This window comes from Paenibacillus nuruki, assembly GCF_963311185.1.
Classification (GTDB): domain Bacteria; phylum Bacillota; class Bacilli; order Paenibacillales; family Paenibacillaceae; genus Saccharibacillus; species Saccharibacillus nuruki.
The window spans coordinates 1,677,692-1,691,310 of the sequence record NZ_OY725677.1 but is presented as its reverse complement, the minus strand read 5'-3'; the positions used below and the strand labels follow the sequence as shown (position 1 = coordinate 1,691,310).

General features: G+C 39.1%; 12 protein-coding genes. 5 read left to right on the top strand and 7 right to left on the bottom strand.

Annotation, left to right across the window (positions count from 1 at the left end):
• Window positions 1-19 precede the first annotated feature (19 nt).
• Entirely contained in the window at window positions 20-1,516 is a 1,497-nt protein-coding gene (locus RCP16_RS07555) for a glycoside hydrolase family 43 protein (RefSeq protein WP_308642043.1), read from the top strand.
• 138 nt (window positions 1,517-1,654) lie between these two features.
• Here the strand turns inward: RCP16_RS07555 and RCP16_RS07550 are convergent, their stop codons facing one another.
• Window positions 1,655-2,641 carry a Gfo/Idh/MocA family protein gene (locus tag RCP16_RS07550; RefSeq protein ID WP_308642463.1) on the bottom strand — a complete coding sequence of 329 codons (987 nt, stop codon included), beginning with the start codon at window positions 2,639-2,641 and terminating at the stop codon, window positions 1,655-1,657.
• A gap of 314 nt (window positions 2,642-2,955) precedes the next feature.
• On the opposite strand from RCP16_RS07550, the gene RCP16_RS07545 reads away from it, so the two are divergent.
• Window positions 2,956-3,822 (top strand): MurR/RpiR family transcriptional regulator, encoded by an 867-nt coding sequence (locus tag RCP16_RS07545; protein WP_308642042.1) that lies wholly within the window; start codon window positions 2,956-2,958, stop codon window positions 3,820-3,822.
• Between the two features lie 101 nt (window positions 3,823-3,923).
• On the opposite strand, the gene RCP16_RS07540 is transcribed toward RCP16_RS07545, so the two are convergent.
• The 5 genes from RCP16_RS07540 to RCP16_RS07520 form a co-directional block, all read right to left on the bottom strand.
• Entirely contained in the window at window positions 3,924-5,261 is a 1,338-nt protein-coding gene (locus RCP16_RS07540; RefSeq protein ID WP_308642041.1) for a dihydrolipoyl dehydrogenase family protein, read from the bottom strand.
• Between the two features lie 188 nt (window positions 5,262-5,449).
• Window positions 5,450-5,761 carry a spore coat protein gene (locus RCP16_RS07535; protein WP_083243593.1) on the bottom strand — a complete coding sequence of 104 codons (312 nt, stop codon included), beginning with the start codon at window positions 5,759-5,761 and terminating at the stop codon, window positions 5,450-5,452.
• Between the two features lie 12 nt (window positions 5,762-5,773).
• Window positions 5,774-5,965: a spore coat protein gene (locus RCP16_RS07530; RefSeq protein WP_069328843.1), complete on the bottom strand. Its 192-nt coding sequence runs from the start codon at window positions 5,963-5,965 to the stop codon at window positions 5,774-5,776.
• Window positions 5,966-6,200: 235 nt separating this feature from the next.
• Window positions 6,201-7,325 (bottom strand): NAD(P)/FAD-dependent oxidoreductase, encoded by a 1,125-nt coding sequence (locus tag RCP16_RS07525; protein WP_308642040.1) that lies wholly within the window; start codon window positions 7,323-7,325, stop codon window positions 6,201-6,203.
• A gap of 153 nt (window positions 7,326-7,478) precedes the next feature.
• Window positions 7,479-8,474 carry an aldo/keto reductase gene (locus RCP16_RS07520; RefSeq protein ID WP_137221945.1) on the bottom strand — a complete coding sequence of 332 codons (996 nt, stop codon included), beginning with the start codon at window positions 8,472-8,474 and terminating at the stop codon, window positions 7,479-7,481.
• Between the two features lie 281 nt (window positions 8,475-8,755).
• Between RCP16_RS07520 and RCP16_RS07515 the strand changes: the two genes are divergently transcribed.
• From RCP16_RS07515 to RCP16_RS07505, 3 genes are all read left to right on the top strand, one after another.
• Complete coding sequence (locus RCP16_RS07515) at window positions 8,756-9,673, top strand: AraC family transcriptional regulator (protein WP_308642039.1); 918 nt, start codon at window positions 8,756-8,758, stop codon at window positions 9,671-9,673.
• A 40-nt stretch (window positions 9,674-9,713) separates the two neighbouring features.
• Window positions 9,714-10,259 carry a TetR/AcrR family transcriptional regulator gene (locus tag RCP16_RS07510; RefSeq protein WP_308642038.1) on the top strand — a complete coding sequence of 182 codons (546 nt, stop codon included), beginning with the start codon at window positions 9,714-9,716 and terminating at the stop codon, window positions 10,257-10,259.
• A gap of 250 nt (window positions 10,260-10,509) precedes the next feature.
• Window positions 10,510-11,550: an NAD(P)-dependent alcohol dehydrogenase gene (locus RCP16_RS07505; protein WP_069328838.1), complete on the top strand. Its 1,041-nt coding sequence runs from the start codon at window positions 10,510-10,512 to the stop codon at window positions 11,548-11,550.
• 115 nt (window positions 11,551-11,665) lie between these two features.
• On the opposite strand, the gene RCP16_RS07500 is transcribed toward RCP16_RS07505, so the two are convergent.
• Window positions 11,666-13,558, bottom strand: a complete 1,893-nt coding sequence (locus RCP16_RS07500; protein ID WP_308642037.1) for an RICIN domain-containing protein — start codon at window positions 13,556-13,558, stop codon at window positions 11,666-11,668.
• Window positions 13,559-13,619: the final 61 nt, after the last annotated feature.

Genomic DNA, 13,619 nt, shown 5'->3' with positions numbered 1-13,619 from the left:
TCTACATAGGTGATCTATTATGAAATATAATAATCCTATTATTAAAGGCTTTTACCCTGATCCAAGTGTCTGTAAAGTAGGCGATACGTATTATTTAGCAACCAGTACTTTTCAGTATTTTCCCGGTGTACCGATTTTTGAAAGCCAAGATCTAATCAATTGGAAGCAGATCAGTCACTGTCTAACTCGTACTACTCAAGTGGATCTAGGTGAAGTGAAAAGTTCAGGGGGTGTGTTCGCTCCTACTCTACGTCATTATAAGAGTCGATTCTATATGGTAACGACCAATGACAGCACACGTCAGAACTTTTTTGTCTGGACAGATGATATTTATGGGGAATGGTCTGAGCCTATTGAAGTGGATCAAGGCGGTATTGATCCTGATTTGTATTTTGAAGAAGATCAGACGTATTTTATGAGTAATGGACAAGATGAAAATGGTATTCATGGTGTAGTCCAGTGTCAGATTAATATCACTACAGGTGAAAAGCTAACACCTAGTCGTATGATCTGGCAAGGTTCAGGGGGTCGCTATATTGAAAGTCCACATATGTACAAAATCAACCATTGGTATTATCTGCTCGTAGCTGAAGGTGGTACAGAATATGGTCATATGGCGACCTATGCACGATCAACGTCTGTGTCAGGTCCATTTGAAGCTTATGCACATAATCCCGTCTTAACCAATCGCAATCTAGGTGGTTATGAATTACAGGCTGTGGGTCATGGAGATCTGATCGAAGATAATAATGGGAATTGGTGGTTGTATCATCTGGGATTTCGTCAGATCGGTCAATGGCTGACGTATCATCATCTAGGACGTGAAGTCTTTCTTACGCCGGTGACATTTGATGAAGAAGGTTGGTTTACCGCCGGGCATAATGGGACAACACGATCTAGCTTTGAGACCGATCGGATATCAAATGATATTATTCAACATGAGCAGCGGATATTCACTTTTGAAAATACGAATTGGAATCTAGATTGGTGTTACCTTCGCTTCCCGCAGACTGAAAACTATCAATTCACTGATCATAGTCTGATGCTAACAGGAACTAATATTACACTGGATCAACCCCTCTCTCCAACCTTTATCGGTCTACGTCAAAAAGATTTCCGTGCAGTGATCACTTGTGATGTGGAGATTACCGATGGAGAAGCAGGCATAACGTTGTATATGGATGAACATCATCATTATGAGTTAGCAATACGTGGGCAACAGGATCACTATGAAGTGATCGAACGTCTCAATACGCAAGATATCAAATCGGTACAGCAAACAGTTGTATTAACAAGTAATAGTGCTTCACTACTTATCAAAGCTGAACCGACCTGTTATCACTTTTTTACTGTTATTGAAGGTGAAGAAATTCTACTAGGAACAGCTCAGACCAAGTATCTGTCTTCAGAAGTTGCCGGAGGATTTACAGGTGTGCTGATTGGATTGTATGCTACTCATCAACAAGCAGGTCATCCCGCTGTATTTTCAAATTTCAAATGTGAATATATCGATTAGGAACGCCTCTATAAGCAAATCATCTCCAATTGAATACATTTGGACAAAATCAAAGAGTACCGATCTTGAAATTCAAGGATCGGTACTCTTTTTGATTTGTTGGTGATATTAGGAGTACATCATTATGGCTTGAGAGGCTTATACATCTGCGCCAAATACAAGTCCAGCAGAAGATTTGGCTTGTTCAATTACATTCATTACTTTCTCGCTATGATCCAGCATTTCAGACACTTTGAGCAAATCTTGTTGTTGAATGATCCGTTCGAACTCGACAAATTCATCATACATACGATGAGGATGGTTTTTGACATCTACTCGTACAGCAGGCTTTGAATAGGCAACATAATCGAAATGATCCATGATATTAGTCGAACCTTCAATCGTAATATAACCTTGATCGCCTTGAATATGCGTTTGATTAGGTGCATTCGTATCTTTGGAACCTATACATACACATTTGAAATGATCATAATCCAGTAGCAATATACCTGAGGTGTCGATACCACGCTCTATATTGGCATAGTAATTTACTGCATTGGGAACTCCAAATAAACCAACCACTAGGTGGATATTATACAAATTGATATCCATTAACGCTCCGCCTGACATCGCAGGATTGAACGCGGGTAACATCTCCCCTGCTTTGAACCTGGAGTAACGTGACGAGAATTGAGAATAATTACACTGTACGATTTTGATATCGCCTAGTGTCTTTAATTGCTCTTTGATCGCTATCGTATTTTTGAGATATTGATTAGAGATCGCTTCAACCAGTACCAAATGTTGACGCAAAGCAATGTCTTTAAGTTCTAGCAACTCTTGTAGATTCGATGTAAAAGGTTTCTCACAAATCACATGTTTGCCTTGTTCTAATGCTTGCTTCGCATAAGAATAATGCAGATGATTAGGCAGTCCAATATAAATGGTATCGACCTGCTGATCTGCAAGCAATTGATCATACTCTATATACACCTGAGCGATCTGATACTGAACTTGCAACTGGGCTAATTTCTCTTCATGACCTGCTCTCGCACAGATCGCTTGTAGACGAATCGCTGGAATATCTTTAATAAAGCTAAGTACATCTTCAACAATCATTCCTGATCCTACAATCCCTAACTTCATCATATACCCCTCTCTATTCCTTATTATAATATGTTTATGCTTTTGGATGATTGATGATCGTTCCTCCTATCTGTGCTATTATCGGTGTAGATTGCACAGATAGATTATTGCGTATTGCCCATGATTGACTGGTTATTCATATACATGTTTCTTTATTATAAAAGAAGAATCCACAAGATAAAGAAAACAGACACATAACGGGATATTTGACCATTTATTAGCCTACATCACCGTCAATTTCTGAACAAAATGTTCAATTCATATCCTAAAATGCTATACAATATAAGTATTTTGTAAGAACTGGAGTTGAGTTTTTGAGATTACTTTCACAATTAGCGGAGATGGATCACTTTACACCCAATGAGCAAAGTATTGCTGCGTATATTTTGACTCATCAAGAACAGATGCTTCATTTGAATATTCAGCAATTAGCCAAAGCTACATATACTTCTCACTCGGCAATCCATCGCTTGACACAGAAGTTGGGATTATCTGGTTTCAAAGAATTTACGATCTGTCTAGCACGCGAATTTCAACAACAGCAAGGACAAGAATCTGAAGTGAATGTGAATTATCCTTTTAATCTGGGCGAATCCTCACTACAGATCGCTAAAGAAATCGCTGATCTAATGAAAAATACGATTGATAAAAATCTGGCTTTAATCGAGGATGAGGTACTTTCACAGACAGCACATTTACTAGATCAAGCGGAACGCATCTTTATTTATGCTCTAGGCGATTCACAGATTCGTGCCAAAAGTTTTCAAAATAAACTATTTAAAATCAATAAGTATGTTGTGATTGCAACTGAACTGTCTGAATGGGCGCATCATACACTGAATGTGACTCCTCGTGATTGTGCGCTATTTTTAACGTATCATGGCAATTCACCTAGCTATATCAAAGTGTCTCGCTATTTAAAACAGGAACAGATTCCTCGGGTCACGATTACAGCGAATCATCAAGGCGAATTAGCTAGAACCAGTACGATCTGTATTGAGCTTCCTGACGATGAAGTCAAGCTAGCGAAGATCGGCACCTTTTCCTCACAGATTGCACTCGAATATGTACTCAATGTGATCTATGGTTGTATGTACAAAATCGATTATAAACATCATATAAAGAACACCGAAGAATCATTACACAAATTCAATCGTAGTCATATGATCGATGATATCTAAAGGATCACTAGAAAAACCATCTTTCATCTGAATATACTAATATAGTGCATACACAAAACACCCCTACTCTGCTCTCAAAGTAGGGGTGTTTGCGTTATACATTATTTCGTTTCTTGCATGTATCTTGGAATCATCGTTTCAAAAGAAGGGAAGGCATAAATCAGTTTGTCTACCTCTTTAGAGGTTAATCCTAATGTAATAATAGGAGTTAAGCTGTTAATAATCTCAAGTGCTTCCTGACTGTATGCTGTCGCACCTACAAGTTTTTGCTCTTGATCATATACTAGATTCAAATGAGCTTCTGTTTCATTACGACCTGCAAAGTCCCATTGTTTGCCTAGATCAATCGGCTTAACGGTAAGTCCTATCGCTTCTGCTTCTTCAATCGTTACCCCAATTTGTGCAATCCGTGGCACTGTAAAAGCAATCGTAGCGATCGGTGGATATTCAATAGCTTGAGTCTGAGCACCTAAGAAAGAAGCTGCTAGATATTTCGCTTCAAATACAGCTGTTGGTGTTAGACGTGGTTGTTTTTTATCAAGAATATCTCCGCTTGCATAAATGCCTTTTTGTGTCGTCTGTAGATACTCATCAACGATAATACCTTTGCTGTTATACTCCACACCAGCTGCTTCAAGATTTAGATTTTCTACATTCGGTACTCGTCCTGTAGCATTAATAACTAATTGGGTCGTTAAGGTTAGACCTTTTTCTGTAGTGATCTGTAATTGCTCTCCTTGTTGTTCCACTTTGCTTAATTTTTCATTGAAATGGAATTGAATTCCGTCTTGTTGCATCTTTGTAAGCAATTTCTGAGCATAAGGTTGATGGAATTCATTCAGAATATGATCGGATGATTGAATCACATGTACAGTCGCTCCTACTTTGACAGCGATAGAAGCTAGCTCCATAGATACATAACCAGCACCTACAAATACAATATGATCTGGAAGATCTTCTAAGTATAAAAATTCATTACTTGTTTTTAAGTACTCTTTGCCCGGAATATCTAGTGGTGTTGGACGTTGACCGCTTGCGATAACAATTTTGTCTGCTGTGTATTCTTGACCATTAACAGCAACTGTTTTTTCATTTACAAACGATGCTTCGCCTTTGATTACTTCAATGCCTGCTTTTTTGAAATTTTCTTCTAACATCACAGGTAATGCATCCAACACTTTATTTTTATGAGCCATTAATTCAGACCAGTTGATTTTCATTTCGCTTGTCATACCAATTCCTTTGTATGCTTGAGCATCTTCCATCACTTTGATAGGACCATCCAAAATAATTTTTGGGTTACAACCGTAGTTTGTACATACGCCTGCAATTTTGTCGCGCTCGATAATAGCTACTTTTTGACCTGACATACTTAATGGCATTGCCGCATTCCATGCGCCTTGACCACTACCGATAAATAAAACATCAAAGTTACTCATTATATATTCCTCCATTTTCGAATGTTATTGATATATTTGAATATGATTGGTTATCTATACCTTAACCAAAAGCAACCCCAATCAATCGCACACGATTAATTGGGGTTAAAGGTAATGAGGCAGAAAAATAAAAAAGGCAAATCAGAGAGATCAATTGATCTACAATGATTTGCCTTTGGATTATTCGATTATTTGTTGACTAATTCTAAAGCCATATCTGCTTTCTTAAGATCATGCTCTACTTGCTCTTCTACATCATAAGCATGATACATTTCATTTTCGATCATATAGGTTGCAATTTTCTCATGCAAATCGATCGCTTTTTGCAATTGAGCTTTTAATGTTTTGCGTACACTTGGCGTTGCTGTTTCTGTAATTGCTACAGCATAATTACGAACTCCAGCTTTGGCAGACATCAGTAGATCAGTAGCAATCGCCAGATCATCTAGTGGCGCTGTTGCATTAACCAACATTTCTTTTGTCATATTACTTGTAGCCATAATTACACCCCTTTATTTTTGTAAAATAGATTTTAGGTCTTCGATAGCTTTTGTAGAATTCTGAATATCTTCATCAATAATCTGTTTGAGTTGGTCATCTTTCACCAATTCACGCATCGCTACAGCTTTGGTAACACAAGAAGTTTTGAAAGTTAAAAGTTCATGAACTTCAAGTTTTTCGTGAGTTGCTAATTGCTTTGTCATTCCTTTAACACTCCTTATGATATTTAAATTTTTAAATCGCTTTCCCTTTTATATATACCCGATTAATTACAAAAATATCACTTTTAGTAAAATTAAGTAATAAAATATTTAACACTGTATACAAAAAAGGATCGTCAGCAGTTAGGCAACGATCACTTCTTTTTATTTATATACCCACCCGTTGAGCATCGTAAAAGTGGATTTCTATATTCTTTTGACTGTATTAACCTATCTATTAATTTAAAGCTGTAGCTATATCATAATCATTAATATCAATATCTACATCAAGATCAAGTGCTAACTTAGCCAGTTGGTATCCGATAAAAGGCCCCATTGTTAAGCCTGATGCTCCAAGCCCATTGGCAGTTAGTAAACCTTTCCATGCTGGAATAGCTCCTATCACAGGTAGAAACCCTGGAGTAAAAGGTCTGAATCCTACACGTACTTCTTGTAGCGTACTATCTGCAAGAGCAGGTGCTAATTCTAATCCTTTATTTAATACTTCTTGTACCCCTCCTGCTGTAACTCTAATATCATAGCCTTCGATATCATTTTCATGTGTAGCTCCAACGACTATTTTCTGTTCATCAAATGCAAGTAGATATTGATCTGTAGGCGGCATAATGACTGGCCATTTTCCTATATCATCAGATTGCTCTTGTACCTGTAAATGAATAATTTGAGCTTTCTGATAACTTACTTGTAGGTCAATCCCTAAAGGCTGAAATAATGAAGGAGCCCATGCACCCGCACATACGACCACCTGATCTGCTTGCCAACGTTCTCCATTCACAGTGACTCCAGTGACATGATGATCTTGGTATAGCAGTGTAGCATCTCCTTCAATCACCTGTGCTCCTTGTTTCTGTGCTGATCGGATTAATGCATCTCTTAGCGCACGACCGTCTACACGAGCCGCTCCGCTAATATGAACAGCATGGTAGCCCTTTTTGAGCAAAGGAAACTTTGCCTGAGTCTCTTGTTCGTCCAGAACAGTAATTTCTCCAATTTCAGGTGCATGCTCTTTACGAACCTGTGCTCGTTCTTGCATTTTGATGATTTTATCTATATCTTCATGAATACTAAGCGCTCCGACTTGCGCATATCCAGTATCCGTTTCGCCTGCATCTTCGAGTTCTTGAATCAGTTGTGGATAAAATTGTGCTCCTGCTTTGGCAAGACGATACCATGCTTGATTACGACGCTGAGATAACCACGGGCAAATAATGCCTGCCGCCGCATCAGTAGCTTGCCCTTTATCTTTCCGATCTATAATAAGTACTTCTGCTCCCATTTGGGTTAGCTGATAGGCTGTTGAAGCTCCTAGAATTCCTGCTCCAATTACGATTACTTTCTTCATCACTGCATTCCTTTCTTGTACACGAATGTCTTTATTATAACGAAAATGCAGATAATTCTCTTCTATTGTTACGATATGTACAGCAAAGAGCAGTAGTCATAGACCTACTGCTCTTTGTTAGAATCAATGATAGTCGCTTCTGACCGCTATGATTTATTTGGATGGATACGGAAGTAAACCGACAACTGGATGCGGGATATATCCTTTTTCTAGAGAAGTCACTTCTTCTGGTGTTAATGTGACAGACAGAGCGGCTACAGCATCTTCCAAATGAGAAGATTTAGTTGCTCCGACGATTGGAGCACTTACCGGTTGCTTTTGTAATAACCATGCCAGAGCGATATGGGAACGGGGTACGCCACGTTTTTGTGCAATCTCAGCCACTTGGTCAATAATCACACGATCGGCATCCGCTGTAGCGTCATATTTGGATTTTTGAATCTTATCTGTTTCTGAACGTTCAGTTGTTTCATTAGGATCACGAGTTAATCGCCCGGATGCTAGTGGGCTGTACGGAATCACCCCTACTCCTTCTTCTAAGCAAAGAGGCAACATCTCTCGTTCTTCTTCACGATATAACAAATTCAAATGATTCTGCATCGATACAAAAGAAGTCCAGTGATTGGCTTTAGCCGTCTGGATCGCTTTCAAAAACTGCCATGCATACATCGCAGAAGCTCCAATATATCTAGCTTTACCTGCTTTAACGACATCATGTAACGCTTCCATCGTTTCTTCGATCGGTGTCTCATAATCCCAACGATGAATTTGATACAAATCTACATAATCTGTACCTAGACGTTGAAGACTTTTATCAATTTCACTCATAATGGCTTTACGAGATAGACCTCCACCATTAGGTCCTTCATGCATTTTGCCATGCACTTTAGTCGCTAGTACAATCTCATCACGATTAGCGTATTCTTTGAGTGCACGTCCTACAATTTCTTCACTAGCGCCAAGAGAATACACATTCGCTGTATCAAAAAAGTTAATGCCTAGTTCTAATGCTTGCTTAATGATAGGACGACTTTGCTCGTCGTTAAGTACCCATGAATGAACCCAACGCTTAGGATCTCCAAACCCCATACACCCTAAACAAATGCGTGATACATCTAGTCCTGTATTTCCTAATTTGATATATTCCATGATAATTCTCCCCGCTTTCGTATGGTATGATGCAAAAAATCTTGCTTCGTTAATGAACAGCTGTCTATAATAGTAGACACATTAAGCAGGATACGGTGCACAACTGCTTGTTTATATTATGCAATATATCTTGTAAGCATCGTTATCCCATTTATCTTAAATGATTGCCTAATTCTCTTATATCCAATACGTAGTAAAAGTAACACGATAGATATGATGTACATTTTATACGAATTTGGCGTAATCGACAGATATACATATTTACAAAGGAGGATTCGGGTATGTCTCAAGAAATGCAAAATAAAAAAGAGGAATTGGCTCGCTTAATCAAACGTCATTCAACTGCTGAAGGCGTTCAAGAAACAGCGATTTCTTCGTTGTTTTTTATCCGTTATTTATCGACAACAGAACCTGCTTATAAGGTTGCTCGACCTGCATTGTGTTTTATCGCTCAAGGTTCCAAAGAAATCTATCTAGCTAAAGAACGATTTTTATACAATCCAAATGATTATTTAGTCGGGTCTATAAATTTACCGATTGTCGGTCAAGTGATCAAAGCTTCTACCGAAGAACCTTACGTTAGTTTTAAGCTTGAATTTACTCAAAAGCAGATTTTGGATGTTCTCAATGATTCTTCGATCAAGCCTAACGTGAATGATAACGCTGGACGTGCACTCTTTGTCGGGCAAATTAATTCAGGTTTACTGGATTCTATTCTTCGCTTAGCCCGTCTGTTGGATCATCCGACAGATATTCCTTTTTTGGCACCCTTATGTATCAAAGAAATATTGTATCGCCTGTTGCAAGGCGAATATGGAGTGACACTGGCTCAGATGGCTATGGAAGGAAGCAGTACGTACCGTATCCAAGATACAATTCAGTATATTATGGATCATTATGATCAGGCATTATCGATTGAGGAACTTGCCGAAGTAGCCAGTATGAGTGTTTCTTCGTTCCATCGCAATTTTAAAGAAGTAACTGCTATGACCCCTCTTCAATTTCAAAAGCAATTGCGATTACAAGAAGCACGGCGCTTATTGTTGGCTGAATCCGCTGATGCCGCCGATGTGGCTTTCCGTATCGGTTATGAAAGTGCGTCTCAATTCAGTCGGGAGTATGCGCGTATGTTCGGTTCACCACCACGTACAGATATCAAACGTCTCAAAGAAAAATACGAATTCACATTCAACTCGTAGTCATACTGAATCACATTAAGAAAGTACGGTGACTCCTTTCATGCCCAAAACCGATCGACGTATTCTCAAATCACAAGAAGCGATGAAAACAGCAGTAATCGAATTGATGACTGAAAAAAGTTTTGATGAAATTACATTACAAGACATCTCGGATCGCGCCAATATCAGTCGGGGAACGATCTATCTTCATTACTCCGATAAATTTGACCTGCTTAATAAATTGATAGCAGAACATATTCAGAAATTGAGAGATATTTGCCGATCTGTAGCTGATCTTGATTTTAGAGACGCGATTTTACCATGGTTTGAATATTTGGAACAAAACTATCTTTTTTTCTCAACGATGTTAGCTAGTAAAGGCGCTACCTATTTCCGCACGCAATTTGTTGAATTTCTAAGTGAAGAATTTGAAAATGAAGTCAAACAATCCGGTGAGAAAAATACGAATGTTAGCGAAGATATCCTTTTGCAATTTATCGTCACTTCGTATGTCGGTATCACAGAGTGGTGGATCATCAACAATATGCCTTATTCTAGCGAAGTGATGGCTGATCAAGTAGGCTTGTTGCTCGATCGCAATTTATAATACGTTCTAAACGTACCAAAACATATGAATTATTGAACATATATGCATTTATTGTTCATTAATAGACAAATATCACTTTTTTATCGATTGTAAGCAATCTAGTTTTAGTGATAATATACAGACGTGTATTAAAGGGTACATGTTTGGCTGATCGGTAAAATGTGTTATACCTTTGATATACTAAAAAATCGAACACTTTAGCATTTCAAACGAAATTGATATTGCTTAAGGAGAAGGAGCAGAGAAACTTATGTGCAAAACACACGTACTCAGTGCTGCAAGTCCAAAAGCACCATTTGAGAAAACAACGATTGAACGGAGAGAATTACGTCCGAATGATATTTTAATTGATATCAAATTTAGCGGAATCTGTCACTCAGATATCCATAGCGCTTATGACGAATGGGGCGGCGGGATTTTCCCAATGGTTCCAGGTCATGAAATCGCTGGTGTGGTTGAAGCAGTCGGAACAGACGTCACTAAATTTGCTGTAGGCGACCGTGTAGGTGTAGGTTGTTTTGTAGATTCTTGTGGCGAATGTGAATATTGTCTACAAGGTGACGAGCAATATTGTACTAAAGGTGTTGTTCAAACGTATAACTCTAGAGACTATGATGGTAACCCGACTTATGGTGGATACAGCCAAAAAATCGTTGTTACAGATCGCTTTGTTGTCAGTATTCCAGAAGCGCTAGGCTTAGATGTAGCTAGTCCACTTCTATGTGCTGGAATCACTACCTATTCCCCTTTGAAACACTGGAATATTGGTCCAGGTAAAAAAGTAGCAATCGTGGGTGTTGGTGGTCTAGGTCACTTGGCTATTCAATTTGCTCATGCATTAGGCGCAGAAGTAACTGTATTGAGTCGCTCTATGACTAAAAAAGACGAAGCAATCGGTTTTGGAGCAGATCATTATTATGCAACAGGTGATGCAGAGACATTTACAACACTTGCGAACAAATTTGATCTGATCTTAAACACAGTGTCTGCTAACCTTGATGTGAATGCTTATCTTTCTATGCTACGTGTAGACGGAACGCTAGTAAACGTAGGTGCTCCTGCTGATCCAGATCAATATAGCGTATTCTCACTTATTATGGGTCGTCGTAGCCTTGCAGGTTCACTTGTAGGCGGTATTCCAGAAACACAAGAAATGCTTAACTTTGCAGCTGAACATAATATTGCTCCAATGATCGAAGTGATCGGTGCAGATTATGTAGGCGAAGCTTATGAGCGTGTTGTAAACAGTGATGTACGTTATCGCTTTGTTATTGATATCGCTACTTTGTAAAAGATCACTGTATATTTGATCCAATCGTTCATATATACATGTATATCAAAAAGAAGCCTTTCACCATCGAAGGGCTTCTTTTTGATGTTTTCATTTTATCGTTAGGATATGGATATTAATCTGTTGCTTTGAGCAAAATCCACTTCTGATTCGTACCACCGTTGTCTGTCCACTGAATCACATCGCCGCCATTACTGGTTGATCCGCTGCTGATCTCAGCAACCTTATTACTGTTGCGATTGATTAATTTCATCGTATTGTCTGTAAAGACAGGTTTCCACTGTTGATTCGTGCCACCGTTGTCTGTCCACTGAACCACATCACCACCATCGGCTACCGATTGAGCAGATACTTCTAGCGCTTTACCTGTTTTACGATTGATTAATTTGTAATATCCATTGGTGGTTGCTACGAATTTCCATTGTTGATTCGTTCCTCCAATGTCCATCCATTGAAGCACATTCGCTCCATCTGCTGTAGACGCTTCGCTCACATCAAGCAATTTGTTACTATTCTGGTTGACGATTTTGTAATACGCATTACCATCGATCGTCGTGCCTCCACCTGTTGCTCCAGAGATACCTGTAATCACAAATGTACTGACTGAATTAGCAGGTTGAGTATTAGTGAATTTCTTATTGGCTAGAGATAATCCACTAATTGCCGCCATATTCTCAGAACTACTTGTCCGATAACCGGTCACATTGCCAGTCAATGTAGTGAATTGAGATAGATCGTAATTGACTGTATTCGGTGATGTTGTGCTATTCACAGTGACAATGACTAACTTTTTGCCTACTGTATCGTAAGCCGCCACAGAGTTATTATCGACAATATCAATTATTTTGTATCCCGGACGAATAAATTTACTCCATTGCGCCATCATATGATATTTCTTTGTAACGGTATACGTACCTAGATTGGCACTCGCATTATTTAGATCGGTTTCGATCATACCCCAACCGCCCGGTGTCTCCACCGCTTGCCAGTAGACCCATGCACTATTTTTCATATATTTGAGATCCGATAAAATCGTACGAGACAACGTCATACCTGTGTTATCACCGTCACCATGCTCGGAATTCCACAACCGTTTACCATTAGCAGAAGTATTCAGCCCTGTGCGGTCACTACCTTGATACGTATGAGTATTGTATTGCACTAATTTGGACTTGGTAGCCGCTGAATAGCTATCAATACTTTTGCGCGTTAGATCGATACTTGTTTCTTCAGGAGCACTAATGCCAATCGGTAGACCTTTAGCTGCTATCGCATTAGATAACTGACCGATCATCACTTGTTGATTAGGCGCAAACATCACGTTACCTTCTTGACGATTGCCGAAATACCAGTAATCCGAACTAGGTTCGTTAAATGCAGATAATGTACGGAAATTAACGCCCCATTGATCGCGGAACTGCTTGGTTACTGTTGTAAGATAATCGGCAAAATCATCATACATATCGTCTTTCAGATTTTCAGCAGCATTCTGATTACCCGTTACACTTCCACTCTTGGTCATCCACCACGGTGGTGAATTGGAGAACGCTTCGGCAATAAACTCGCTAGCAGGGATTCGAGATTTGGCTGCTTGTAAGATCGAGCGCTGATTGCTGTCTCTTGTCCAATCATAAGCAGACGTTGCTGAATCTTTGAAGCCCGGAATACGTGCACGTAGTTCCATATGATTCGGATAAGCTGGATTCTCGCCACCACCGATATTGTAACGAACAATATTCATTTGTAGACCGTTACTGCCAAACAATTTGTCTGCATAATCATTACGTACCGATTCAGAAGCACCCCCTACACGATTCGCCCACCATGCAAGTGATGTTCCCCAACCTTCCCATGTCTGATACTGTACATTTGGATTAACCGTTGCATTATAACTTGCCGCAGACGCATTTTTCATCGGAACCACTCCATACGTTGTGATTAGTAATGCCAGGATCAGCATACTGTGGTTGAGTATTGCTAACCGTTTTTTGTACTTTGTTTGCGCCATTCAATATGTCCTCCTTCGGATGGTGGTATTAAAACTGTCTTTATGTATACGCTTACAAAAT